The following is a 23,334-nucleotide window of genomic DNA, read 5'->3' on the forward strand; positions in this document are numbered from 1 at the left end:
TCGGCATGGCCCCTGCGCAAGACCTGACCCCGTCGACGCTGGAGCTCAACCGCGCCAGCCGCGCGGAGCTGGAGTCCCTGCCCGGCCTCGGCCCGGCCTTGGCCGCGCAGCTGCTCGCGACACGCGAAGACGCGCCCTTCGCCGACTGGCAAGACCTGGCACAGCGGGTGCGCGGGATGGGGCCGAGGCTGCGGCGGCGCCTCTCGGACGCCGGCCTGCGCGTGAACGGGCGGGCCCTTGTGTCGCCCGGTGAGCCCGACGCCCCGCTCACACCGGCGTCGGTGCCTCGGTCCTGACCTCGCGCGCCGCCTCGGCTGGCCGGTCGCCGCCGCGGCGCAGGCGCGCCGGGTCGTTGCGCTGCGCCTGAGCGGGCCAGCCAAAGAAGCGCAGCACATCGCCGCGCCGCGCCAGGGTGTCCGCCATGCCGAGGTTGACAAGGTCCATGGTGAAGGACGGCTCGAAGAGCAGGTAGCTCGTCAGTGCCGAGCCCGTCGCCCCCTTGCCTTCGCCTGCCACACCGACGCTGCGCAGCATCGCGCGGATGGGCGCCGGCAGGCTGCCCTGATGCTCGGCCGCCAAGTCGTCCAGGCGCCGGCTGGGGGCGATCACCAGCACGTCGATGGGCCGCAGCGGCGTGCCTTCGCGCGCCGCGGGCGGCAGCAGGGCCAGGGTCTTGTTGATCCGCTGCAGCCGTTCCACGTCCACCGCCAGCGCGTCCAGGAAGATGTTGGACAGCGCATGCCCCGCGATCTGCGCCATGGACGGATGCCCCTCCACCAGCGTCACGCGCCGCCCGGGCGGCTCATGCATGCGCCCGGCGCCGATCACGAGCACGCGATCCGCGCCCAGGTGCACGGCGGGCGAGATCGGCGCGCTCTGCCGCATGGAGCCGTCCCCGAACCATTCCAGCTGGCCATCGAGTTCCAGCTGCTGGGCCGGGAAGATGAAGGGGATGGCCGAGGAGGCCAGCAGGTGCTCGATGCCGAGCTTCGCCCGCACGGCGATGCGCTGCGAACGCAGCCAGGGCTCGTAGGGACGGTGCGTCTGGTAGAAGGTGACGTGCTGGCCGGAGGTGTAGCTGGAGCCGCTGATGGCGAGCGCGTCCAGGTGCTCGCTGTCCAGCATGGCATCGAGGCGCTCGAAGTTGATCCAGCGATGCAGCAGGTGGGAGAGCGGGTCGTTGTCGAGCAGGCTGCGCGGCTTGGTGCGGCGCCAGCGCGCCAGGGCCCAGCCGAGACTCATCATCGTCATCCAGCGCGCACCGGTGCGGATCACCCCCAGCGAGTCTGCCGCATAGACCTGCTCCACATGGATGTGGCGCCAGATGTGGACCAGGCCGTCGACGGCCGCATCGAACTCGTCGGCCTGGCAGGCCAGCGTGGCCGCGTTGATGGCGCCGGCCGAGGTGCCGGCGATCACGGGAAAGGGATTGGCCCCCTGCACGCCCGCGTCGCGCCGCAGCTGGGCGATGGCCGCCAGCACCCCGACCTGGTAGGCCGCACGCGCGCCGCCTCCGGTGAGGATGAGGCCGGTGCGGGGCACGGCATGGGGCGAGTGGGCAGTGGCGCTCAAGAAGAACCTCCGCACAGAGAGCCGGCGCCAGATGGCGGGCCCCTGTGGCACTGATCATCGCAGCAAGCGCCTGCGGCAAGCCAGCGAAAGGTGTCGCGAAGTCCCCTAAATCTGGGGACCCGGCCGCAGCCGCCACACCCGGCCCCGCCGGGCAGCGTCCGTCAGCACCCCGCCGTGATCCTCACTCGTAGCTGATCTGCACCGGCTCGCCCTTGGGCCCGGCGAATTTCGCCAGGGCCTCGTCGCAGGGCCAGAACTTGCCGGCGTCACCCAGCTCCAGCTCGGCCACGGCGCCCTCCCGCTGGAGGCTCAGGCGCAAGCCCAGGCCTTGCGTGAGCGTGCCCTGCTCGGTCTGGATGACCTTCGGGGGCCAGGTCTTGACCACCTCCTGCACCGGCGGCACCGTGCCGTTCACCGCCAGGCGCAGGAACTTGCCAAAGCGTGCTCGGGCACCGGCCAGGTCCCAGACCGCCTGCACATTCATGCGCAGGCCGCCGGAGAAGCGGTCGTTCTGCACCTTGCCGGAGACGATGAGCAGCTCGTCCTCGGCCAGCAGGCCCTTGGCGCTGTTGATCAGTTCCTCGTTGGCCACCGCCTCGATGGCGTCGGTCTTGTCGTCCAGCTTGAAGATGGCGACCTTGCCGCGGTTGCCGTTGACGATGCGCATGTCCGAGAGAATGCCCGCCACCACCACCGGCTCGCGGCTGTCCTGCAGGTCCGCGATGCGGCGGCGCACCATGCGGCGCACTTCCTCGCCGGACTGATCGAAGAGATGGCCGGAGAGGTAGAAGCCGATGGCGGTCTTCTCCAGGCTCAGCTTCTCCTTGATGCTCCAGTCGGGCGCGTTCACCAGCTCCGGCTCCGCGGTCGAGGAGCCATGGGTGTCGTCGAAATCGAAGAGCCCGCCCTGGTCCGCATTGGCCGCCAGGTTGTCGGCGTAGGTGTAGCCGAGGACCACGCTGGCCAGCAGGCGGGCGCGGTCCGGCTCGATGAGGTCGAAGGCGCCGGCCTTGATCAGGGCCTCCACCACGCGCTTGTTGACCGCCTTGCGGTCCACCCGGGCGCAGAAATCGAAGAAGCTCTTGAAGGCCCCGCCTTCCTTGCGCGCCCGCAGGATGGCCTCGATGGCGCCCTGGCCCGTGCCCTTGACGGCGCCGAGGCCGTAGTTGACGAGCTTGTCGCTGATGGGCTCGAAGCGATAGACGCCCCGGTTCACGCAAGGCGGCTGGAACTCGATGCCAAAGAGCTTGGCATCTTCCAGCAGGACCTTGAGCTTGTCCGTGTCGTCCATTTCGATGGTCATGTTCGCGGCGTAGAACTCGGCCGTGAAATGCGTCTTGAGCCAGGCCGTGTGGTACGACAACAGGGCATAGGCCGCCGCGTGCGACTTGTTGAAGCCGTAGCCCGCGAACTTCTCCATCAGGTCGAAGACTTCGTCGGCCTTGGGCTGGTCGATGCCCTTCTCCGCGGCGCCCTTGCGGAACAGGTCGCGGTGCATGGCCATCTCTTCGGCCTTCTTCTTGCCCATCGCCCGGCGCAGCATGTCGGCGCCGCCGAGGCTGTAGCCGCCCAGCACCTGGGCCGCCTGCATCACCTGCTCCTGGTAGACGAAGACGCCGTAGGTCTCCTCCAGCACCTGGCCCAGCAGCGGGTGCGGGTACTCGATGACTTCCTTGCCGTGCTTCCGGGCCACGAAGGACGGGATCAGGTCCATGGGACCGGGGCGGTACAGCGACACCAGGGCGATCAGGTCCTCGAAGCGCGAGGGGCGCGCATCCTTCAGCAGACGCTGCATGCCTGGAGATTCGAACTGGAACACGCTCTCCGAGAGGCCGTCGCCGAAGAGCTTGAAGGTCTTGCGGTCGTCCAGCGGCACCTTGACGAAGTCGAAGTCCTGGCGGTCCGCATGCCGGGCCACGATGAAGTTCTTGGCCAGCTCCAGGATGGTCAGCGTGGCCAGGCCCAGGAAGTCGAACTTCACCAGGCCGATGGCCTCGACGTCGTCCTTGTCGTACATGCTCACCGCGCTCGTCGAGCCCGGCTGCTGGTACATGGGGCAGAAGTCGGTGATGCGCCCCGGCGCGATCAGCACGCCCCCGGCGTGCATGCCGATGTTGCGCACCATGCCCTCGACGCGCGCCGCCAGCTTCAGCAGCTCGGCCACCTCCTCTTCCTGCTGCTCGCGCTCCTCGATCTCCGGCGCCTCGTGGCGCGCGTAGATGACCTTGGACTTCTCCGGATCGAAATCCGGCGGCAGCTTGGCCAGCGTCACGGTCTTGCCGGGCGGCGCGGGGATGAGCTTGGCGATGGAGTCCACATGCCCGAAGCCCATGCCCAGCACGCGGCCGATGTCGCGCAGCGCGGCTTTGGCCGCCATCGTGCCGAAGGTGGCGATCTGGCTCACGGCGGGGCGGCCGTACTTGTCCTTGACGTAGTCGATGACGCGGTCGCGGTTGCCCTGGCAGAAGTCGATGTCGAAGTCGGGCATGGAGACCCGCTCGGGATTCAGGAAACGCTCGAACAGCAGGTTGTAGCGCAGCGGGTCGAGGTCGGTGATCAGCAGCACGTAGGCGACGAGCGAACCGGCACCGGACCCCCGGCCCGGGCCCACCGGGCAGCCGTTCTGCTTGGCCCAGCGGATGAAGTCACCCACGATCAGGAAGTAGCCCGGGAAGCCCATCTTGATGATGGTGGCGAGCTCGAACTCCAGGCGCTCCACATACCGCGGCCGCTCGGCCTCGCGCCGGGCCTCGTCCGGGAAGAGCTGCTGCAGGCGGAACTCCAGCCCTTCGAAGCTCAGCTCCCGGAAGTAGCGGTCCATGGGCATGGGCTGGCCGTCATCCAGGATGGGCGTCGGGAAGTTCGGCAGCTGCGGCTTGCCCAGCACGAGCGACAGGCTGCAGCGTCGGGCGATCTCGACGGTGTTGGCCAGCGCCGAGGGGATGTCGGCGAACAGGGCCTCCATGTCGGCCTGCGAGCGGAAGAACTGGCCCGGCAGGAAGCGCTTGACGCGCTTGGGGTTGGCCAGCGTCTCGCCGTCGGCGATGCAGACGCGGGCCTCATGGGCGTCGTAGTCCTCCTCGGTCAGGAACTGCACCGGGTGGGTGGCCACGACCGGCAGCCCCAGCTCGGCCGCCAGCGGCACCGTGGCGGCGACAACGGCCTCCTGGCCGGGCAGGCCGGCGCGCTGCAGCTCCAGATAGAAGCGGTTCGGGTAGATGGCGGACAGCCTGGTCGCCCAGTCGCGCGCCCGCGCCTGGTCGCCCACGAGCAGCGCCTGCCCGATGGCGCCCATCTGAGCGCCCGAAATGCAGATCAGCCCCTCGTTGAGCTCCTGCATCCACTCCGGCTTGAGGCAGGCCTGCGTGCGCTGCACGCCCTGGATCCAGGCCCGGGACAGCAGCTCCGAGAGGTTCAGATAGCCCGTCTTGTTCTGCACCAGCAGCAGCAGACGGTGCGGCGGCTTGTCCGCCACCTCCGCCTCGACCCAGCAGTCCGCGCCAAGAATGGGCTTGACGCCCTTCTTGCGGCAGGCGTTGTAGTGCTTGACGGCGCCGAACATGTTGGCGAGGTCGGTGACCGCGAGGGCCACCTGGCCGTCCTTGGCGGCGGCGGCGGCAGCATCGTCGATCAGCAGGGTGCCGTCGACGACGGAGAACTCGGTGTGGGTGCGCAGGTGAACAAAGGCCATCGGCGGATTGTAGAGAGCCGCCGCCCCACTTTCGCCCCACGGGCCGCTGCGGCACGCGGGCCGAAGGCTACTGACAGATCCTGTCAATGCGCCTGCCTAGCATGGCCTCAGCGCCTCAGGACGAGGCGTCCGATCCACCCCCTCTCAGGGAGACCCCCATGAACCTCAGCCCCAGCCTCCAGATCCTTTTCGTCGACCAGCCGGCGCGCAGCGCGGCCTTCTACCGCGAGCATGTCGGCGCCCGCGTGCTGGAATCGTCCCCCACCTTCGCGATGCTCGCGCTCGGGGACAGCGCCCGCCTGGGTCTGTGGTCTCGCCACACCGCCGAGCCGGCGCCCACGAGCGGCGGGGGCGGCACGGAGCTGGCCTTCGCCCAGCCGGACCGCGGCGCGGTGGACCAGCTGCACGCCCGCTGGACGGCGGCCGGCGTGCCGGTGGCGCAGGCGCCTGTCGCGCTGGACTTCGGCTACACCTTCGTCGCCACGGACCCGGACGGCCACCGCCTGCGCGTGTTCCATCCCGAGGGCGACTGAGGCACGGGGCGCCGTCCCCGAGTGGCGGACATCGGGCGCGGCGGGGCGCCCAGCGCCCGGGCGACCCCGCCTCTCAGGGATGATGCGGTGCGAGGGCGATGCCCGCTGCCGTATGCTTCGCGACCATCCCTGCTGACGCCGAGAGTCCCCATGCCCCGCTTCGTGCCCGCCCCGCCCTCCGTCCGTCAAACCCTGCCCGCGCTGACGCTGGCCCTGAGCGCGGTGCTCGGCCTGAGCGCGCCGCGGGCGGTCCAGGCCCAGGCCGCCGCGGCGCCGGCCAGCCCGGCGGCTTCCACCGCGGCTTCGCCTGCCCCGGCGGCCAAGCCGGCCGGCCCCGCCGCAGGCAAGAAGCCGTCGAGCGCGGACATCCTCGCGGCCTCCAAGCCTGAGGACTGGCGCGCCGTGAACCCGGAGCAGGCCGTGCAGATGGAGCTGCCCGGCGGCAAGGTCGTCATCGAGCTGGCCAGCGCCTTCGCCCCGGCCCATGCCGCCAACATCGTCCAGCTGACCCGCGCCGGCTACTTCGACGGTCTGGCCATCATTCGCTCGCAGGAGAACTACGTCACCCAGTGGGGCGATGCCGAGGAGGACGACGCCAAGGCCCGCAAGAAGCCTGAGGACCTCGCCAAGGCACCGGCCGAGTTCGACCGCCCGCTCAAGGGGCTGAAAGTCACCGCCCTGCCCGAGCGCGACACCTGGGCCGCGCGCGTCGGCTTCGCGGACGGCTGGCCCGTCGCCATCGATCCGAAGAAGGGGCGCGCCTGGCTGACGCATTGCAACAGCATCGTGGGCGCGGCCCGCGGCAACGAGCCGGACTCCAGCGACGGCAGCGGGCTTTACGCCATCATCGGCCACGCCCCGCGGGCGCTGGACCTCAACATCACCACCGTCGGCCGCGTGCTGCAGGGCATGGACAAGCTCTCCAGCCTGCCTCGCGGCACCGGTGCGCTGGGCTTCTACGAGAAGGCCGAGGAGCGCACGCCCATCACCCGCGTGCGCGTGCTGGCCGACATCCCGGAAGCGGAGCGTCCGCGCCTGCAGGTGCTGCGTACCGACACCGCCACCTGGCAGGCCTGGCTCAACAGCCGCCGCTTCCGGGGCGGTGGCTGGTTCGTGCATGAGCCCTCCAAGGTGGAGCTCTGCGGCGCACTGCCGCCGGTGCGCACGGCGCCGTGAGGGCCCGGCGGGCGTCATCGGCTCCCGCGCGCTGACGCCCCAGGCGGGCCGCCCCTAGAATCCGCCGCCATGTCGTCCCCTGCGCCCATCCTCAACATCTCCTGCTACCTGTTCGTCGCCCTGCCCGATGCGGCCGAGCTGCGCGAGCGCCTGCACGCCGAGGCCCTGGCGCGCGAGCTCAAGGGCACGGTGCTGCTGGCCGAGGAAGGCATCAACCTCTTCCTAGCGGGCACGCCGGAGGCCGTGCGCGGCTGGGTGGCGATGCTCCAGGCCGACGCCCGCTTCGCCGGGCTCTCGCCCAAGGAAAGCTGGAGCGCCGCGGTGCCCTTCCGCAAGCTGCTCGTGAAGGTCAAGCCGGAGATCATCCGCATGAACATGCCGGCGATCAGGCCGGACCAGCTGCCGCGCGCACCTGCCCTGCCCGCCGCCACGCTGCGCCGCTGGCTGGACCAGGGCCATGATGACGAGGGCCGGCCCGTCGTGACGCTGGACACCCGCAACGCCTTCGAGGTGGACTACGGCACCTTCGACGGCGCCATCGACTGGCGCATCGGCAAGTTCACCGACTTCCCCGCCGCCCTTGCGGCCCACAAGAGCGAGCTGATGGGCAAGACGGTGGTGAGCTTCTGCACCGGCGGCATCCGCTGCGAGAAGGCGGCCATCGTGCTGCAGCAGCAGGGGCTGGACGGGCCCGTCTATCAACTGGAGGGGGGCATCCTCAAGTACTTCGAGGAGACGGATGGCGCCCACTACCACGGCAGCTGCTTCGTCTTCGACCAGCGCGAGGCCCTGGACGCCGGGCTGGCGCCCTCCTCGGAAGTCAAGCCGGCAGGCAAGGCCTGACCCCATGAAGACCCTGGGCGCCTGGCTGCTGCGGGGACTGGGTCTCCTGATCCTGCTGCTGGCACTGGGTGCCGCGGCCTTCAAGGCGCCGGAGCGGCCGCTGACGTCCCTGGTGGCTCGCTGGGCCCCGCCGCCGTCCGACTTCATCGAGCTGCCCTGGCAAGGCCGCCGTCAGCTCGTCCATCTGCGTGACGAGGGTCCCCACGGGCCACTGCCGCCGCTGGTGCTGCTGCATGGCACGTCCTCGAGCCTGCACACCTGGGAGCCCTGGGTGAAGGCGCTGAGCCAGGAGCGGCGCGTCATCACCCTCGACCTGCCCGGCTTCGGCCTGACCGGCCCGAGCGTCGGGGGCGACTACCACGACGCCGCCTACCTCGACTTCCTCGACACCTTGCTCAAGCACCTGCAGCTCGGTCCGGTCGTCCTCGGGGGCAACTCGCTGGGCGGGCAGATCGCCTGGGAATACGCCGCCCACCATCCCGGGCGGGTCCAGGCCCTGGTCCTCGTGGATGCCGCGGGCCTAGCCTTCCAGTCGGAGTCCGTGCCGCTGGGCTTCCGCCTGGCGCGTCTGCCCGGGTTTCGTGCCGTGGCCACGCAGCTGTTGCCGCGCCAGATGATCGAGCGCAGCGTGCGCAATGTGTATGGCGACCCCGGCCGGGTGAGCGAGGCCCTCGTCGACCGCTACTTCGAGCTGACCTTGCGCGAAGGCAACCGTGCAGCCCTCGTGCAACGATTCGAGCAGCTGGAGCCCGGGCGTTATGCGAACATGCTGGCCCAGATCCGGCAGCCGACGCTCATCCTCTGGGGCGGGCGCGACCGTCTGATTCCGCTGGCCTATGGCCAGCAGCTGAAACAAAGACTTGCAAACAGCCGGCTGGTGGTCTTTGATACCCTGGGGCACGTGCCGCAGGAGGAGGACCCGCAGCAGACCCTGACACCGGTGCAGGACTTCCTGCACTCGCTCAAACCCTGATGCGGCCGCCGTCGGCCGGCATGCAAGATCGAGTCTTACCAACCAGTCTCGCAAGACGAGCAGGAGTCCCCATGAAGAAACGCCATCTGATCGCCCTGGCCGCCGTGGCCACCCTGGGTTTCAGCGCCCTGACCGCCTCGGCCCAGGCCCCCGATTGGAAGAAGATCCGCATCGGTGTGGAAGGCGCCTACCCCCCCTTCTCGGAAGTCGGGGCTGACGGCAAGCTCAAGGGCTTCGAGATCGACCTGGCCATGGCTCTGTGCGCCGAGATGAAGGCCGAGTGCACCCTCGTGCAACAGGACTTCGACGGCCTGATCCCGGCCCTGCAGGCCAAGAAGATCGACGCCATCATCGCGTCCATGTCCATCACGGACGACCGCAAGAAGGCCATCGGCTTCTCGAACCCCTACTACAACACCCCGGCCCGCTTCGCCGCCAAGGCCGATGCCAAGTTCGACTTCAGCCCCGCCGGCCTGAAGGGCAAGAAGATCGGCGTGCAGCGCGCCACGATCCACGAGAAGTTCGTGGCCGAGACCTTCAAGCAAAGCAACATCGTGCGCTACGCCACCCAGGACCAGGCCTTCCTGGACCTGAAGTCCGGCCGCATCGACCTGACCATCGCCGACCTCGTGGCCATCGACCAGGGCTTCCTGAAGACCCCGGCCGGCAAGGGCTTCGCCTTCCAGGGCCCGAGCTATGACGACGTGAAGTACTTCGGCGTCGGTTCCGGCGTGGGCATGCGCAAGGCCGACGAGAAGGTGCTGGCCAAGAAGTTCAACGACGCCATCGCCGCCGTGAAGGCCAACGGCACGTTCAAGAAGCTGAACGACAAGTACTTCGAGTACGACATCTCGGCCAAGTAAGCCTGGACCCGGCCCGCCGGGCGGGCCGCGGCCTCGAGGTCCGGTTGCGCTGATAATGCGCCCCCAGACCTCGAATTCAAGGAGGCGCCCGCCGGCACCCGGGGGCGCCTTGGTTTTTCTATCTGCCGGCTCTCCCGCGATGTTCCTGCACGGTTTCCTGCCCAGCCTGCTCCAGGGCTCGGTGATCACGCTCAGCGTGGCGCTCGCCTCCATGGCCCTGGCCATGGTGCTCGGGCTGCTCGGGGCCATGGCCAAGCTGTCCCGCTGGCGCTGGGCCAAGAGCCTGGCCTACGTCTACACCACGCTGATCCGCGGCGTGCCCGACCTGGTGCTGATGCTGCTGATCTTCTTTGGCGGCCAGGTGGCGGTCAACCAGATCGCGCAGTCGCTGGGGCACGAGGACTACATCGACATCGACCCCTACGTCGCCGGCGTGCTGACCATCGGCTTCATCTTCGGCGCCTATCTGACGGAAGCCTTCCGCGGCGCCTTCCTGGCCGTGCCGCCGGGGCAGCGCGAGGCGGGCCTCGCCTACGGCATGTCGCCCTCGCAGATCGCCTGGCGCATCACCTTCCCGCAGATGTTCCGCCACGTGCTGCCGGGGCTGTCCAACAACTGGCTGGTGCTGATCAAGAGCACGGCCATCGTCTCCGTGATCGGCCTGCATGACCTGATGACCCGCGGCTCGCAGGCCGCCGGCACCACGCGCGAGCCCTTCGTCTTCTATGCTGCGGTGGCCGTGATCTACCTCGCCTTCACCTCGCTCTCCGAGCTGCTGTTCAACTGGCTGCAGAAGCGCCTGTCGATCGGCGTGCGCCAGAGCCACTTCTGAGCGGAGGCCGTCCATGAATTTCGAAGCCATTCAAGAGAACTGGCCCCACTATCTCGAGGGCGCCTGGATCACGCTGCAGCTGCTGGCCATCTCGCTCGCGCTGGGCCTGAGCCTCGCCATCCCGCTGGCCGTGCTGCGCGTGAGCCGGCGCAAGTGGATCTCCGGCCCGATCTGGTTCTACACCTACGTCTTCCGCGGCACGCCCATGCTGGTGCAGCTCTTCCTCATCTACTACGGCCTCGGCCAGTTCGAGTGGATGCAGCAGAGCTGGGCCTGGGAGTACTTCAGCTCGGCCTGGTTCTGTGCCTGCCTGAGCTTCGTGCTCAACACCTGCGCCTACACGGTCGAGATCATCGCGGGCTCCATCCGCGCCCTGCCGGCCGGCGAGATCGAGGCGGCGCGCGCCCTGGGCATGAGCCCCTGGGTGATGTTCCGGCGCATCGTGCTGCCCTCCGCACTGCGCCGCTCGCTGCCGGCCTACAGCAATGAGGCCATCTTCATGCTGCACGGCACCTCGCTGGCCAGCATCGTCACGCTGATGGACCTCACCGGCGTGGCGCGCGAGGTCAACTCGACCTACTACATCCCCTTCGAGGCCTTCATCACCGCGGCCGTCTTCTACTTCCTGATGACGCTGACGCTGGTCGGTCTCTTCCACAAGGCCGAGGCCCGCTGGCTCAAGCCGCTGATGCCGCGCTGATGACGGCGCTGACGGGCGGGCCCGCCCTGGCGTGCCCTGCCGGAGTCCTCACCATGCAGATCCAGACTCATACCCTTCTCTCACCCGCCCCGGGCACGCAGCGCGAGCTGGTGTCGCTGCACTACGGCACGCCGGGCGCCGGTCCCAAGATCTACATCCAGGCCTCGCTGCATGCCGACGAGCTGCCCGGCATGCTGACGGCCTGGCATCTGCGCCGGCAGCTCGATGCGCTGGACGCCGCCGGCCAGATCACCGGCGAGATCGTGCTGGTCCCCATGGCCAACCCGATCGGCCTGTCCCAGTGGCTGCTGCAGGGGCACCTGGGGCGCTTCGAGCTGCTCTCGGGCGAGAACTTCAACCGTCACTACCCCGACCAGATCGAGGCCGCCGCCCGCGCCGCCGAGCCCGAGCTGGGCGCGGACGCCGCCCGCAACGTGGCGGTGCTGCGCCGCGAGCTCAAGCGCGCCGTGCTGGCTCATCCCGTGGACACCGAGCTGCAGAGCCTGCGCCGCACGCTCATGGGTCTGTCCTGCGATGCCGACGTCGTGCTGGACCTGCACTGCGACGCCCAGGCCGTGCTGCACCTCTACTGCGAGACGCCCGCCTGGGACCAGTGCGAGCCGCTGTCCCGCTTCCTTGGCTCGCGGGTCACGCTGCTGGCCACCGACTCGGGCGACAACCCCTTCGACGAGGCCTGCTCGCAGGTGTGGTGGAAGTGGCAGCAGCGCTTCGGGGACCGCTTCCCCATCCCGCAGGCGACGCTCGCCGTGACGGTCGAGCTGCGCGGTCAGCAGGATGTGGAGCATCCGCTCGCCGAGCAGGACGCCGCCAACATCCTCGACTACCTGCGCTGGCGCGGTGCCCTGGCCGGCGAGGCCAAGCCCGTGCCCGCCGCCGTGGGCGGTGCGCGGCCGCTGGCGGGATCCATGCCCATCAAGGCGCCCGTGGCCGGTGTGCTGACCTTCCTGCGCCAGCCCGGCGAGGAGGTGCGCGAGGGGGACGTGCTGGCCCACGTGATCGACCCCGTCACGGCCCGCCTGACCGAGCTGCGCAGCCCGGTGGACGGCCTGCTGTTCGCGCGGGACAACCTGCGCTTCGTCACCGCCGGCGCGCGTGTCGCCAAGGTGGCCGGATTGAATGCATTGCGCAGCGGCAAGCTGCTGGGAGCCTGAAGAGATGAGTGCGAGCCTGAAAGTCGAGAACCTGCACAAGCGCTACGGCGACCGCGAGGTGCTCAAGGGCGTGTCGCTGACCGCCAACAAGGGCGACGTCATCACGCTGATCGGCTCCAGCGGCTCGGGCAAGAGCACCTTCCTGCGCTGCCTGAACCTGCTGGAGCAGCCCTTCGAGGGCCAGCTGTGGCTGCATGACGAGGAGCTGAAGCTCGTGCGCGACCGCGACGGCAGCCTCAAGGCGGCCGACGCGAAGCAGTTGCAGCACTGGCGCTCGCGCCTCGCGATGGTGTTCCAGAACTTCAACCTCTGGGCACACCGCACCGTGATCGAGAACGTCATCGAGGCCCCGGTGCATGTGCTGGGCGTGCCCAAGGCCGAGGCCGTGGACAAGGCGGAAGCCCTGCTGGCGCGCGTGGGCGTGGCGCACCGCAAGGATGTCTACCCGGCTCAGCTGTCCGGCGGTGAGCAGCAGCGCGTGGCGATCGCCCGCGCCCTGGCGGTCGAACCCGAGGTGATGCTGTTCGACGAACCCACCTCCGCCCTCGACCCGGAGCTGGTGGGCGAAGTGCTCAAGGTGATGCGCGATCTGGCCGCCGAGGGCCGCACCATGATCGTGGTGACCCACGAGATGGGCTTCGCGCGCGAGGTGTCCAACTACACGCTGTTCCTGCACCAGGGCCGCGTGGAGGAGCAGGGCCACCCCAAGGAGATCCTGGTACGGCCGCAGTGTGATCGCTTGAAGGCGTTCCTCAGTGGGGGATTGAAGTGACCCCCCCCTACCGGCTGCGCCGGCCCCCCCAGGGGGGCGAGCTCGGGAGCCCGGCATCGCCGGATCTCCGAGCTCCGCTGGGGAACAAAACGGGACCTTCGTCGGGTCCCGTTTTGTTTTAAGCGTGAGGGGACACGCCGCCCGAGGGGCGAGCTTGAGTGACGCGCTCTTGCCAGCGGCGCCGGCCTGCCCAGGGGGCGAGCCCGTGAGCCCGGCATCGCCGGATCTCCGAGCTCCGCTGGGGAACAAAACGGGACCTTCGTCGGGTCCCGTTTTGTTGTGAGCGTGAGGAGGCACGCCAACCGGGGGCGAGCTTGAGTGACGCGCTGTTGCTTGCTGCGCCGCATGGCCGCGGAGGCGAGATCGGGGACCGGCACCGGCGGATCGTCGAGCACCGCTGGGGAACAAAACGGGACCTTCGCCGGGTCCCGTTCTGCAAGGAACGTGGGGGAGACGCCACCCAGCGTGAGCCTGAGCGGCGCGCTGCCGGGCATGTCCGGCTAGGCGGGGGGCTCGCCACCGGGCTTGCGGTAGGCACCGTCGACACCCGGCGCCTGTTGCAGGCGGGCCAGGGCGGCATCGAGGTCGCCGGGGCGGGTCTGGTGCAGGGTGTACCAGCCCTGGAGTGTCGGATCCGTGCTGCCCGGGTGCTGGGGCGCGGCCCGCAGGCCCAGGTGATCGAGGAGCGGCGCCAGCGAGGCCAGGGAGCCGCCGGGCATCAGCAGCAGCACGGCTTGTTCGGGTGTGTCCATGGGAAGTTCCTGAAGGTGTCCATGCGCAGCGTCGGCGCCTTCTCCCCCCAACGGGCCCCCTAGTCTTGGGCCCCAACCCCTCGAATGGCGGGCCTGCGATCTAGGGAGATGAGCGAACCGTGTCCTCAGGCTTGAGGACGCCGTCGCTTGAGCGGCAGCGCTTCACTTTCGACACTGAGCCTAAGCCGGCAACCGCCGGTCCACAAGGAGGCTTACTCAATGAAGGACTTTTACTCCGCCCCCGAGATCATCGTGGTGGCCAAGACATCCGCCGCCCTGCGATCGCCCAAGGGCATGCCCTCGGTCAGCGCTGGCGCCGGCGCCAAGGTCAGCGGGCTCAACAGCCTGCTCAAGAGCGCCAAGCTGAGCCTGGAACCCCTGTTCGGGGACAACGAGGCTGCCGTGCGGGCCGTCATGAGCGAACCCATGATGAAACACGCCGGCGGCGAGACGCCGGACCCGGGCAGCTACTACGTGCTCAGCGGCGATGTGAAGAACCCCAAGAAGGTCATCGCCGACCTGCTCAACGAGGAAGCCATCGAGGGCGCCTACCTGAAGCCGGGCGGCGAGCCGCCGGTGTTCCGCGAGCAGGGGGAGGCAGACGGCATGCCCGCCCCCACGGACGGCGCCCCCGCCCCCACGCCGGACTTCAACGCCCGGCAGATCTACCTGGACGCCGCCCCCGCCGGCATCGACGCCCGCTTCGCCTGGACGAAGCCGGGCGGCCGGGGCGACGGCGGCCGCATCATCGACCTCGAGTGGGGCTGGAACTTCAGCCACGAGGACCTGCTGGCGAACTCCGGCGGTCTGCTGGACGGCACCAACTCGGCCAACAACCACCACGGCACCGCCGTGCTGGGCGAGATCGGTGGAGACCACAACTCGCTGGGCATCATGGGCATCTCACCCAATGCCAAGCTCTCGACCATCTCCTTCGTGACCAACCCGTCCGCCGCCGCCATCCGCAAGGCTGCGGACCGCCTGGGCCCGGGGGACATCATCCTGCTGGAGATCCACCGCGCCGGGCCGCGCCACAATTTCCAGGCCCGCGACGACCAGCTGGGCTACATCGGCATCGAGTGGTGGCCCGATGATTTCGCCGCCATCCTGTACGCCACTTCCAAGGGCATCCTCGTGGTCGAGGCTGCCGGCAACGGGGCCGAGAACCTGGACGACGCGCTCTACAGCGTCCGCCCCAACGGCTTCCCGCAAAGCTGGCGCAATCCCTTCAATCGCAACAACCCGCAGTGCGGCGCCATCCTGGTGGGCGCCGGCGCACCGCCCCCGGGAACGCACGGCCGCAACCACGGCGCGGACCGCTCACGCCTGGGCTTCTCCAACTACGGCTCGGCCGTCGACTGCCAGGGCTGGGGCCGCGAGGTCACCTCGACCGGCTACGGTGACCTGCAGAACACCAGCACCAACACGCAGTACACCGACACCTTCTCGGGCACGTCCAGCGCCTCGCCCATCGTCGTCGGCGCCCTGGGCTGCGTGCAGGGCTGGCTGCGCGCCGCCGGCAAGCCGCTGCTGACTCCCGCCACCGCGCGCCAGATGCTGCGCGACACGGGCTCCCCGCAGCAGGACGAACCCGGCCGCCCGGTGAGCCAGCGCATCGGCAAGCGCCCCAACCTGCGCCAGATCCACGGCAAGCTCTTCCCCAAGCCCATCCTCAAGGAGACGCTGAAGGAGATCAAGGACAAGGACCTGAAGGAAAAGGACCTCAAGGACCACATCAAGGACATCAAGGAGAAGGACACCAAGGAGATCAAGGACAAGGATCTCAAGGACATCAAGGAGCACAAGGAAAAGGACACCAAGGAGATCAAGGAACTCAAGGAGCACAAGGAGTTCAAGGAGATCGAGAAGCCCATCAAGGAGAAGGACAAGGAAAAGGACGTCTTCGAGGGCGGCATCGGCGGCGGCGGGGTCATCCGACCGCCGGCAGAGGGCGGTGCCAGCGAGGCGCGCCTGGCGGCGCTCGAGGCCACCGTGCAGAGCCTGGCGCAGATGCTGCAGCTGCAGGGTCTCGGGGCGCAGGAGCACTTCATCCCCCCGGAGCTGCGGCCGATGGTCGGCGGGGGTGGTGACGACGGCCAGGGCAGCTGACGTGAGGGCCGCTGACGCGAACGCCGGGGTGCCCCCCGGCGGGGACGAGCGGCCCGTGTGGCTCCTGCTGCACGAGCTGGACGACGCCAGTGCCGAGCCGCTGCGACGCGCCCTGGCACCGGCCGCCGAGGCGGCGGGTGGCACGCTGCTCGCCGTGCCCGCACCCGCACTGCTGCAGGCGCGAGGCTGGTCGCTTCGCATGGACAGTCAGGGGGCCACGCAGAGCACCCTGCAGCTCGGGCCGCACCGCATCGCCAGCCACCGCCTGCGGGCGGTGCTGAACCGGCTGGGGCCGGTGCAGCTTGCGGGCGCAGAGGCCGATGCGGCCTACCTGCAGCAGGAATGGCAGGCGGTGCTGGCCTTCTGGCTGGCCAGCCTGCCCTGCCCGGTGCTCAACGCCGCCCATCCGACCGGCCTGGGCGGGCCGCAGGCGTCGCCGAGCTGGTGGCGTCTGCAGGCGGCGCAGGCCGGGCTGGCCACGCGTGCAGAACCCGGCGCGGTCTTGGCCACGGGCCTGGTACGGACGCGCCTGCTCGTCCTCGGCGACCGTTGCCTGCCAGCGCCGGAGTCGGGGCCATCGGCCCGGCAAGACCCGACCCTGCAGCCCTGGCTGGACGCCCTGCCGGCCTTCGCCCGGCAGCTGGGTGTCGCGCTCCTGGAGGTGTGGCTGAGCCGTGAGCGCGGTGGCCCCTGGGTCTTCGACCATGCCGATCCGCGCCCGCTGCTGCGGGAGCTGGACGCCCCCGTCCACGAGGCCCTGCTCGACTGCCTGGCCCTGCGCCCGTCCCGACCCGCCCGGCCACTCTCACAGGCGCCGGTCGATGGCCCCGCCTTCCCTCTCCATACCGCCCCCGCCCGGGAGTGCCATCCATGAGCGACGAAACCGTACTGATCATCGGCAGCGATGCCCCCTGCGACATGCTTGTGCAGGCGCTGCGACACCAGGGCGCGCGCCCGCTGTGGCTGCAACCGGAGCGGGAGGCCGAGCACCTCCCGCACCATGCGCTGGCGCAGGGGCGACTCGTGGGGGGATTTGCCCACGACGGTGCCGAGCGGGACTTCGACCAGATCCAGGGCCTCTACCTGCGCCCCTTCGGCCGCCCGGGCGCCCGGGTGAGCGTCGCGGCGCAGCATCGGCAGCAGCAGTGGTGCCAGGCCTGGTCGGACCTGGGCGAGCTGTTTCCGGGGATGGTGGTCAACCGCATCTCGGCCATGGGATCGAACGCCTCGAAGCCCTATCAGCTGCGCCTGCTGGCAGCACTCGGGTTCGCGGTGCCGCCCAGCCTTGTGAGCAATGACCCGGCGGAGGTGCTGGCCTTCGAGGCCGAGCACGGGCCGCTCATCTTCAAGTCGGCCAGCGGCGTGCGCTCCATCGTGCGCGAGCTGGACGTTGAGGCCCGCGGCCGCCTGGACCGCCTGCGCCACTGCCCGACGCTGTTCCAGCGGCGCCTGCGCGGCAGCAATGTCCGGGTGCATGTGGTGGGCCAGGAGGTCTATGCCACCGAGATCGACGCCGAGGTGGTGGACTACCGCTACGCCTCACGCCAGGGCGGCCACGCCGAGCTGCGGCCGACGACGCTCGAGCCGCGCACGCGCGAGCGCTGCCTGCGGGCCTCGCAGGTGCTGGGTCTGCCCTTCGTGGGCCTGGATCTGATGCTCGAGGAAGACGGCCAGACCTACTGCTTCGAGGCCAATCCTAGCCCCGGCTACAGCTTCTTCGAGGACGCCACGGGGCAGGACATCTCGGGCGCGCTGGCCCGCCTGCTGCGGGGTGCCGAGGCGCTGCACTGAGCAAGGCAGGCCCCCACCGGCGCGGGGTGCGCCGGTTCAGTGCCGGACGGCCTCGCGCAGGACGTCCAGCACCTCGGAGTGGAACTCGCGCTGGTAGAGGATGTAGATGACCCCCACCGTGGCGGCCACCATGGCCCAGGGCGAGAAGAACCAGGCGATGGCGGCAAACGCCAGGTAGTAGGCGCGCAGCCCGTCATTGAAGGTCTCCGCGGCCATGCCCACCACGCGTCCGGCGCGGTCGGCGAAGCTGTCGCGGTCCAGACCATCGCGCTCGTACTGTTCCGACTCCGGCGCCGAGGCCACCAGCAGCGCCCCGAAGGTGTACTGCCGCATGCTCCAGGTGAAGCGGAAGAAGGCGTAGATGAAGATGGCCGTCAGCAGCACCAGCTTGAGGTCGAACACGAGGTTGGTGGTGGTGGCGGCAAAGGGCAGCTCCTGGACCAGCTCACTGGCCTTGTCGCTGGCGCCCAGAGCGGCCAGCAGCCCGCCAAGGATCAGGATGGTGGTTGACGCGAAAAAGGACGGGCTCGACGCCAGGCTCTGCACCACCACACCGTCGATCACCCGCACCTCGCGGTAGGTGACCTGCATCATCCAGCGGCGCCGGACCTGGTTGGTGATGGCCAGCAGCGAACCCTTCTGCTGCGCGCGGCGCTTGGCGAACTGGGCATAGCCCACCCAGGCCAGAAAGAAGCCGGCCAGCGCCAGCCAGTCGGCCAGGGGCAGCAGGCCCAGATGCGAGAACAGCTTTTGCATGGCAGCAGTGTAGCGAGCACGCCTGCCCGGCGAGGCTCGTGTCGAGCCGCGCCCCGACGGGGCGGCTCGATGGCGGTCAGGGCGCCAGGTCGAAGACCAGCACTTCGGCGTTCTCGCCCGCCGAGAGCAGCAGCGCATCCGCCCCCTGCAGCTGCAGGGCGTCGCCCGCGGCCAGGCGCTGGCCGTTGACGCTCAGCGCACCGCGCACAAGATGCACATAGGCCAGGCGGTCCAAGGGCAGCGCCAGGGTCTCCTGCTCGTCGCCATCGAACAGGCCGGCATAGACCCGTGCATTGGCGTGGATCATCACGGCATCCGCCGCGCTGGCCTCGCCAGCGGGCGCGGCAATCAGCGCCAGTCGGCCGCGCTTGCGCTGCGCCTCGATGTGCTTCTGCTCGTACCCAGGCGCCACGCCGCGCTGGTTGGGCTGGATCCAGATCTGCAGGAAATGGGTCGCCCGGTCCTTGGCATGGTTGAACTCGCTGTGCAGCACGCCGGTGCCGGCGCTCATGCGCTGCACGTCGCCGGGGCGGATCACGCCGGCATTGGCCGCGCCGGACTCGCCATTGCCCATGCTGTCGCGATGGGCGAGCTCGCCGTCGAGGACGTAGCTGATGATCTCCATGTCCCGGTGGCCGTGCGTGCCGAAGCCGGTGCCCGGCGCAATGCGGTCCTCGTTGATGACCCGCAGGGCACCAAAGCCCATGCGGGCGGGGTCGTAGTAGTCGGCGAAGGAAAAGCTGTGGAAGCTCTTCAGCCAGCCATGGTCGGCATAGCCGCGGTCGCAGGAACGGATCAGCTGGGTCTGGGACATGATGGGCAATCTCCTGCAGTGACTGTAGGGAAGCCCCGCCCATCCGGGGCCGCGTGCGCTTGAAGCCAGCATTCAAATAAGATGAAGCCATGCCGCAGAAAGAACCCGCCAGCCCCTACGCCCTGGGCACGCTCTCACTGGAGGCCCACCAGGGCAGCCGGCGCGTGCTGACGCCCGAGGCGCTGTCGATGATGGACAGCATCGCCCGCACCGGCAGCTTCGCCGCGGCGGCCCGGGAAATGGGCAAGGTGCCGTCGGCCCTGACCTACAGCGTGCGGCAGCTCGAGGACGCCCTCGACGTGCTGCTCTTCGACCGCAGCTCCCGCCAGGCCGTGCTGACCGCCGCCGGCCTGGAGCTCCTGACCGAAGGCCGGCGCCTGCTGCAGGAGATGGACGCTGTCGCCAACCGCGTCCGCCGCGTGGCCACCGGCTGGGAGAGCACGCTGACCGTCGCCATCGACGACGCCATCGCCCGCCGTGCCGTGTACGACCTGATGGAGGCCTTCTACCAGCTGCGCGAGGACGGCCGGCCGCCGCCCACGCGCCTGAAGCTGCGCACCGAGGTGCTGGCCGGCACCTGGGAGGCGCTCAGCTCCGGGCAGGCGGACCTCGCCATCGGCACCACCACCCAGCCGCCGGGCAGCAGCTTCCACTGCGAGCCGCTGGGAGACATGGAGATGATCTTCGTCGTGGCGCCCCACCACCCGCTGGCGAGCCACGAAGGGCCGCTCGACCCGGGCACGATCGCCCATCACCGCATCATTGCCGTAGCCGACACGGCCCGGCAGCTCCTGCCCATGACGGTGGGCGTCATGCCCGGTCAGGAGGTGCTGACCATGCCGTCGATGGCCGCCAAGCTCGAAGCACTGCTGCGCGGTCTGGGCTGCGGCTCCCTGCCCCACTCCATGGTCCGGCGGCATGTGGAGGCCGGCCGGCTCGTGCACAAGCCTTACGCGCAGGTGCGCCCGCCCGTGCCGCTCAACTACGCCTGGCGCGCCGGCCCCCAGCCGGCCCGGGCCCTGGCCTGGTGGCTGCAGCAGCTGCGCAGCCCCGTCACCCGTCTGGCCCTCCTGGAGCAGCACGAGGGCCTGCTGCTGTGACGTCGACGGCTGCCGCCCCCTACCGCGGCCGCTTCGCCCCCTCGCCCACCGGCCTGCTGCACGCGGGCTCGCTGGTGGCGGCGCTGGCGAGCTGGCTCGACGCGCGCGCCCATGGCGGCCAGTGGCTCGTGCGCATCGAGGACCATGACCAGGGCCGTTGCGTGCCTGGTGCCGACGCCGCCATCCTCGGCCAGCTCCAGGCGCTGAGCCTGGTGCCGGACGAGCCGCCGGTCTGGCAGTCGCGGCGCGAGCCGCTGTATGCCGCCGCCCTGCAGCGCCTCATCGACGGCGGCTGGGCCTATGGCTGCGACTGCACGCGCAAGTCCATCGCCGAGGCCCTGGCCGCGCGGGAGATGGAACGTCCCCGCCATGGCGAGCTGGTCTACCCCGGCACCTGCCGCCATCGCCACCTGCCCGCCGCGCAGGCGCGGGCCTGGCGCCTGCTCAGCACGGCCGATCGTGCGGGCTGGCAAGACCTGACCCTCGACTGGCAGGACCGTCGCCTCGGCCCGCAGTGGCAGAACCTCACGCAGGCCGTGGGCGACTTCGTGCTGCGGCGCGCCGACGGTCTGTGGGCCTACCAGCTCTGCGTCGTGGTGGATGACGCCGCACAGGGCATCACGGACGTCGTGCGCGGCGAGGATCTGGCGGACAACACGCCCCGGCAGATCCGCCTGCAGCAGTTGCTGGACCTGCCGCAGCCTCGTTACCTGCACAGCCCGCTCGTGCGCGGCGCCAACGGCGAGAAGCTCTCGAAGCAGAACGGCGCCCAGGCGCTGGACCTGGCAGACCCGCTGGCCGCGCTGCGTTCGGCCGGCGCCGTGCTCGGCCTGCCGCCGCTGCCCGGCGAGCGGCCCGGCGACTGGCTCGCCGCTGCCGTGGCGGCCTGGGCCGCGCGGTCGGGGGGCCCTTCTTTGATGGCATGATCCCGGGATTCGCATTTCCCATGAGGCAATTTCCATGATCACCACCTCCACCGGCCTGCAGTACGAAGACACCCAGGTCGGCGACGGCGCCGAGGCCAAGTCGGGCCATGACGTGCGCGTGCACTACACCGGCTGGCTCTACAAGGACGGCGTCAAGGGCGCCAAGTTCGATTCCAGCAAGGACCGCGGCCAGCCCTTCGAGTTCGAACTCGACGGCGGCATGGTCATCAAGGGCTGGGACGAAGGCGTGCAGGGCATGAAGATCGGCGGCACCCGCGTGCTGGTCATCCCCGCGCAGCTGGGCTATGGCGCCCGCGGCGCGGGCGGCGTGATCCCGCCCAATGCCACGCTGATGTTCGAGGTGGAGCTGCTGGGCCTGTCCGGCGGCAGCGAACCCCTGAACCTCACCCTGCAGACGACCGCCAGCGGCCTGCAGTACGAGGACGTCGCCGTGGGTGACGGCGCCGATGCCGTGTCCGGCAAGCGCGTGACCGTGCACTACACCGGCTGGCTCTACAAGAACGGCCAGCGCGGCAAGAAGTTCGACTCCAGCAAGGACCGCAACGACCCCTTCAAGTTCCACCTCGATGCCGGCCAGGTCATCAAGGGCTGGGACGAAGGCGTGCAGGGCATGAAGGTCGGCGGCAAGCGCATGCTGGTGATCCCGTCGGAGCTGGGCTATGGCGCCTACGGTGCCGGTGGCGTGATCCCGCCGAACGCCACGCTGCTGTTCGAGGTCGAGCTGCTGGCCGTCTGAGGCCCGCCCTGACGCGGGCTCAGGCGCCGTCCTGGGCCGCGTCGTCCGCCGCTGCGCCCGCCTTGTGCGGGCGCAGGCGTTTCAGGACGCCCTTGAGCCAGCGCGCCCCGAAATGCCGCAGCGCCGGCCCCCAGGCCGCGGGACGCCGCAGGTCGAAGGCCACGAGGCCGACGAAGTCCCGCCGCTCGTCAACCCAGTCGCGCTTGTAGGGTTCCGAGCCGTTGAGGTAGTCGATCAGGCGCACCTCGCCGCTGTCCAGGGCCTCGCGGAACAAGGTGGCCGACAGCACCGTCCCCACGCCCAGCTTCGCGGCCGATTCGCGGTAGGCCAGCTTGTAGATGCTGGCCACGCCCTCGTGCACCCACCACAGCTGCGCGGCCTGCGCCACGCCCTGCAGACGCAGCACGCCCAGCCTCAGCCGGCCGTCCTCGGCCATCTGCTGCGCCAGCGCCCGGATGAAGTCGGGGCGGGCCTCGGCCTGCTTCCAGCTGTCCGCGTAGACCGCCTCGAAGTCCTCGAGCGCCCGCTCGAGCGCCGGGCCCGGCGATCTCACGATCTCGATCTCCAGGGCCTGCTCGGCCGCCAGACGCTTGCGGGCCCGCCGCTCGGTGTTGCGCAGCCGGGAGCTGCGCGTGGCCCAGAAGGTCTCGAAGCGCAGCCCCTCGCAGCGCAGGACCCAGTTCTCGAAGCAGTGGTAGACGTCGGTTCGGTAGCCGGCGGCCTGCAGCCCCTGCTGCAGCAGGCGCAGCTCATCGCTGTCGGCCTGCAGCGGCTGCAGGCTCAGCACGGCCCCGGCCGGATCGCCGCGGAGCTGTGTCCCGAGCTGCACGGCGGCGGCCAGTGCCTCCCGGCTGGCCCAGGGCGGCGACTCGGCATCCACCACCGGGCCGAAGCGGGGGGTATAGAAATTGCCGAGAGCCGTGAGGCGCGCGCCGGCGGGCGCCACGGGCCTGTCATGGCGACACAGCCACAGGGACAGGCCCGCCCCCTGCCCGGCCGGCGACGAGAAGCGCACGGGCGTGCCCTGCCCCCCCAGACCGCGGGTGGCCATGAGGCGAAACCAGGGCTCGGTTTGGAAGCAGGACATCAGAGAATCGGGGCCTTGAAACGGCAAGCGGCCAGGGCCGGCGCCGCCGCTTCCTTGTGCCTGCCAGTTGACGGGGCACGGGCCCCCCACCTTGCTCGCCTCGCCATCATCGCCC

The 23,334-nt window shown here is 70.0% G+C and carries 22 protein-coding genes and 1 pseudogene; 17 read left to right on the forward strand and 6 right to left on the reverse strand.

Going from position 1 to position 23,334, the window contains the following annotated elements:
* Nucleotides 1-5 precede the first annotated feature (5 nt).
* Entirely contained in the window at nucleotides 6-296 is a 291-nt protein-coding gene (locus QRD43_RS18810; protein WP_285984043.1) for a ComEA family DNA-binding protein, read from the forward strand.
* Here QRD43_RS18810 and QRD43_RS18815 read toward each other — a convergent pair.
* On the reverse strand, nucleotides 268-1,572 hold the full coding sequence (locus tag QRD43_RS18815) for a patatin-like phospholipase family protein (protein WP_285984044.1): 1,305 nt from the start codon (nucleotides 1,570-1,572) through the stop codon (nucleotides 268-270). The two genes, QRD43_RS18810 and QRD43_RS18815, sit on opposite strands and share 29 nt — an antisense overlap.
* Nucleotides 1,573-1,753: 181 nt before the next feature.
* Nucleotides 1,754-5,263 (reverse strand): DNA polymerase III subunit alpha, encoded by a 3,510-nt coding sequence (dnaE, locus tag QRD43_RS18820; RefSeq protein ID WP_285984045.1) that lies wholly within the window; start codon nucleotides 5,261-5,263, stop codon nucleotides 1,754-1,756.
* Nucleotides 5,264-5,421: 158 nt separating this feature from the next.
* Here dnaE and QRD43_RS18825 point away from each other — a divergent pair, with 158 nt between their 5' ends.
* The 9 genes from QRD43_RS18825 (at nucleotide 5,422) to QRD43_RS18865 (ending at nucleotide 13,127) form a co-directional block, all read left to right on the forward strand.
* Entirely contained in the window at nucleotides 5,422-5,796 is a 375-nt protein-coding gene (locus tag QRD43_RS18825; RefSeq protein WP_285984046.1) for a VOC family protein, read from the forward strand.
* A gap of 150 nt (nucleotides 5,797-5,946) precedes the next feature.
* Nucleotides 5,947-6,972 carry a peptidylprolyl isomerase gene (locus tag QRD43_RS18830; RefSeq protein WP_285984047.1) on the forward strand — a complete coding sequence of 342 codons (1,026 nt, stop codon included), beginning with the start codon at nucleotides 5,947-5,949 and terminating at the stop codon, nucleotides 6,970-6,972.
* Between the two features lie 69 nt (nucleotides 6,973-7,041).
* Entirely contained in the window at nucleotides 7,042-7,815 is a 774-nt protein-coding gene (locus QRD43_RS18835; RefSeq protein ID WP_285984048.1) for a sulfurtransferase, read from the forward strand.
* 4 nt (nucleotides 7,816-7,819) lie between these two features.
* A complete protein-coding gene (locus tag QRD43_RS18840) occupies nucleotides 7,820-8,788 on the forward strand; it encodes an alpha/beta fold hydrolase (RefSeq protein WP_285984049.1) in 969 nt (322 codons plus the stop codon).
* A gap of 71 nt (nucleotides 8,789-8,859) precedes the next feature.
* Nucleotides 8,860-9,651 (forward strand): ABC transporter substrate-binding protein, encoded by a 792-nt coding sequence (locus QRD43_RS18845; RefSeq protein WP_285984050.1) that lies wholly within the window; start codon nucleotides 8,860-8,862, stop codon nucleotides 9,649-9,651.
* Between the two features lie 139 nt (nucleotides 9,652-9,790).
* Nucleotides 9,791-10,483 (forward strand): ABC transporter permease, encoded by a 693-nt coding sequence (locus QRD43_RS18850; protein WP_285984051.1) that lies wholly within the window; start codon nucleotides 9,791-9,793, stop codon nucleotides 10,481-10,483.
* Nucleotides 10,484-10,496: 13 nt separating this feature from the next.
* Complete coding sequence (locus QRD43_RS18855; RefSeq protein WP_285984052.1) at nucleotides 10,497-11,183, forward strand: ABC transporter permease; 687 nt, start codon at nucleotides 10,497-10,499, stop codon at nucleotides 11,181-11,183.
* Between the two features lie 53 nt (nucleotides 11,184-11,236).
* Complete coding sequence (locus QRD43_RS18860; protein WP_285984053.1) at nucleotides 11,237-12,355, forward strand: succinylglutamate desuccinylase/aspartoacylase family protein; 1,119 nt, start codon at nucleotides 11,237-11,239, stop codon at nucleotides 12,353-12,355.
* Between the two features lie 4 nt (nucleotides 12,356-12,359).
* Nucleotides 12,360-13,127, forward strand: a complete 768-nt coding sequence (locus tag QRD43_RS18865; RefSeq protein ID WP_285984054.1) for an ABC transporter ATP-binding protein — start codon at nucleotides 12,360-12,362, stop codon at nucleotides 13,125-13,127.
* A gap of 500 nt (nucleotides 13,128-13,627) precedes the next feature.
* Here the strand turns inward: QRD43_RS18865 and QRD43_RS18870 are convergent, their stop codons facing one another.
* Nucleotides 13,628-13,879 carry a hypothetical protein gene (locus QRD43_RS18870; protein ID WP_285984055.1) on the reverse strand — a complete coding sequence of 84 codons (252 nt, stop codon included), beginning with the start codon at nucleotides 13,877-13,879 and terminating at the stop codon, nucleotides 13,628-13,630.
* Nucleotides 13,880-14,098: 219 nt separating this feature from the next.
* On the opposite strand from QRD43_RS18870, the gene QRD43_RS18875 reads away from it, so the two are divergent.
* From QRD43_RS18875 to QRD43_RS18885, 3 genes are read left to right on the forward strand one after another with little or no spacing between them, the layout of a single operon-like run.
* Nucleotides 14,099-15,988 carry a S8 family peptidase gene (locus tag QRD43_RS18875; protein ID WP_285984056.1) on the forward strand — a complete coding sequence of 630 codons (1,890 nt, stop codon included), beginning with the start codon at nucleotides 14,099-14,101 and terminating at the stop codon, nucleotides 15,986-15,988.
* A gap of 55 nt (nucleotides 15,989-16,043) precedes the next feature.
* Entirely contained in the window at nucleotides 16,044-16,862 is an 819-nt protein-coding gene (locus tag QRD43_RS18880) for a hypothetical protein (RefSeq protein WP_285984057.1), read from the forward strand.
* Nucleotides 16,859-17,779 (forward strand): ATP-grasp domain-containing protein, encoded by a 921-nt coding sequence (locus QRD43_RS18885; RefSeq protein WP_285984058.1) that lies wholly within the window; start codon nucleotides 16,859-16,861, stop codon nucleotides 17,777-17,779. The genes QRD43_RS18880 and QRD43_RS18885 overlap by 4 nt, the downstream gene beginning before the upstream one ends.
* A gap of 36 nt (nucleotides 17,780-17,815) precedes the next feature.
* On the opposite strand, the gene QRD43_RS18890 is transcribed toward QRD43_RS18885, so the two are convergent.
* The gene (locus QRD43_RS18890) at nucleotides 17,816-18,535 is read right to left on the reverse strand and encodes a DUF599 domain-containing protein (RefSeq protein WP_285984059.1); all 720 of its coding nucleotides are present in this window, start codon (nucleotides 18,533-18,535) and stop codon (nucleotides 17,816-17,818) included.
* 76 nt (nucleotides 18,536-18,611) lie between these two features.
* Entirely contained in the window at nucleotides 18,612-19,349 is a 738-nt protein-coding gene (locus QRD43_RS18895; protein WP_285984060.1) for a pirin family protein, read from the reverse strand.
* A 188-nt stretch (nucleotides 19,350-19,537) separates the two neighbouring features.
* Here QRD43_RS18895 and QRD43_RS18900 point away from each other — a divergent pair, with 188 nt between their 5' ends.
* The 4 genes and pseudogenes from QRD43_RS18900 to QRD43_RS18915 all read left to right on the forward strand — a co-directional run bounded on the left by QRD43_RS18900 (nucleotide 19,538) and on the right by QRD43_RS18915 (nucleotide 22,132).
* Nucleotides 19,538-20,449, forward strand: coding sequence for a LysR family transcriptional regulator (locus QRD43_RS18900; RefSeq protein ID WP_285984195.1), 912 nt, complete (start codon nucleotides 19,538-19,540; stop codon nucleotides 20,447-20,449).
* Nucleotides 20,446-21,375: a tRNA glutamyl-Q(34) synthetase GluQRS gene (gene gluQRS, locus QRD43_RS18905; RefSeq protein ID WP_285984061.1), complete on the forward strand. Its 930-nt coding sequence runs from the start codon at nucleotides 20,446-20,448 to the stop codon at nucleotides 21,373-21,375. Before QRD43_RS18900 ends, gluQRS begins: the two co-directional genes overlap by 4 nt.
* 34 nt (nucleotides 21,376-21,409) lie before the next feature.
* Nucleotides 21,410-21,754 (forward strand): annotated as a pseudogene (locus tag QRD43_RS18910) (FKBP-type peptidyl-prolyl cis-trans isomerase); the annotation flags it as partial.
* Nucleotides 21,728-22,132 (forward strand): FKBP-type peptidyl-prolyl cis-trans isomerase, encoded by a 405-nt coding sequence (locus tag QRD43_RS18915; protein ID WP_285984196.1) that lies wholly within the window; start codon nucleotides 21,728-21,730, stop codon nucleotides 22,130-22,132. The pseudogene QRD43_RS18910 and the gene QRD43_RS18915, both read left to right, overlap by 27 nt.
* Nucleotides 22,133-22,151: 19 nt before the next feature.
* Here QRD43_RS18915 and QRD43_RS18920 read toward each other — a convergent pair whose 3' ends face one another.
* Nucleotides 22,152-23,219: a GNAT family N-acetyltransferase gene (locus tag QRD43_RS18920; RefSeq protein ID WP_285984062.1), complete on the reverse strand. Its 1,068-nt coding sequence runs from the start codon at nucleotides 23,217-23,219 to the stop codon at nucleotides 22,152-22,154.
* Nucleotides 23,220-23,334 lie beyond the last annotated feature (115 nt).

This window comes from Roseateles subflavus, assembly GCF_030285365.1.
GTDB classification, from domain to species: domain Bacteria; phylum Pseudomonadota; class Gammaproteobacteria; order Burkholderiales; family Burkholderiaceae_C; genus Roseateles_B; species Roseateles_B subflavus.

Bases quoted from the DNA above. Each gene is read 5' to 3' on its own strand.
- QRD43_RS18885 (WP_285984058.1), top strand. From the start codon at position 16,859: ATGAGCGACGAAACCGTACTGATCATCGGCAGCGATGCCCCCTGCGAC.
- QRD43_RS18895 (WP_285984060.1), bottom strand. From the start codon at position 19,349: ATGTCCCAGACCCAGCTGATCCGTTCCTGCGACCGCGGCTATGCCGAC.
- QRD43_RS18900 (WP_285984195.1), top strand. From the start codon at position 19,538: ATGATGGACAGCATCGCCCGCACCGGCAGCTTCGCCGCGGCGGCCCGG.
- QRD43_RS18810 (WP_285984043.1), top strand. From the start codon at position 6: ATGGCCCCTGCGCAAGACCTGACCCCGTCGACGCTGGAGCTCAACCGC.
- QRD43_RS18920 (WP_285984062.1), bottom strand. From the start codon at position 23,219: ATGTCCTGCTTCCAAACCGAGCCCTGGTTTCGCCTCATGGCCACCCGC.
- dnaE (WP_285984045.1), bottom strand. From the start codon at position 5,263: ATGGCCTTTGTTCACCTGCGCACCCACACCGAGTTCTCCGTCGTCGAC.
- QRD43_RS18850 (WP_285984051.1), top strand. From the start codon at position 9,791: ATGTTCCTGCACGGTTTCCTGCCCAGCCTGCTCCAGGGCTCGGTGATC.
- QRD43_RS18860 (WP_285984053.1), top strand. From the start codon at position 11,237: ATGCAGATCCAGACTCATACCCTTCTCTCACCCGCCCCGGGCACGCAG.
- QRD43_RS18865 (WP_285984054.1), top strand. From the start codon at position 12,360: ATGAGTGCGAGCCTGAAAGTCGAGAACCTGCACAAGCGCTACGGCGAC.
- QRD43_RS18825 (WP_285984046.1), top strand. From the start codon at position 5,422: ATGAACCTCAGCCCCAGCCTCCAGATCCTTTTCGTCGACCAGCCGGCG.
- QRD43_RS18830 (WP_285984047.1), top strand. From the start codon at position 5,947: ATGCCCCGCTTCGTGCCCGCCCCGCCCTCCGTCCGTCAAACCCTGCCC.
- QRD43_RS18840 (WP_285984049.1), top strand. From the start codon at position 7,820: ATGAAGACCCTGGGCGCCTGGCTGCTGCGGGGACTGGGTCTCCTGATC.
- QRD43_RS18845 (WP_285984050.1), top strand. From the start codon at position 8,860: ATGAAGAAACGCCATCTGATCGCCCTGGCCGCCGTGGCCACCCTGGGT.
- QRD43_RS18915 (WP_285984196.1), top strand. From the start codon at position 21,728: ATGTTCGAGGTGGAGCTGCTGGGCCTGTCCGGCGGCAGCGAACCCCTG.
- QRD43_RS18855 (WP_285984052.1), top strand. From the start codon at position 10,497: ATGAATTTCGAAGCCATTCAAGAGAACTGGCCCCACTATCTCGAGGGC.
- QRD43_RS18890 (WP_285984059.1), bottom strand. From the start codon at position 18,535: ATGCAAAAGCTGTTCTCGCATCTGGGCCTGCTGCCCCTGGCCGACTGG.
- QRD43_RS18870 (WP_285984055.1), bottom strand. From the start codon at position 13,879: ATGGACACACCCGAACAAGCCGTGCTGCTGCTGATGCCCGGCGGCTCC.
- QRD43_RS18875 (WP_285984056.1), top strand. From the start codon at position 14,099: ATGAAGGACTTTTACTCCGCCCCCGAGATCATCGTGGTGGCCAAGACA.
- QRD43_RS18835 (WP_285984048.1), top strand. From the start codon at position 7,042: ATGTCGTCCCCTGCGCCCATCCTCAACATCTCCTGCTACCTGTTCGTC.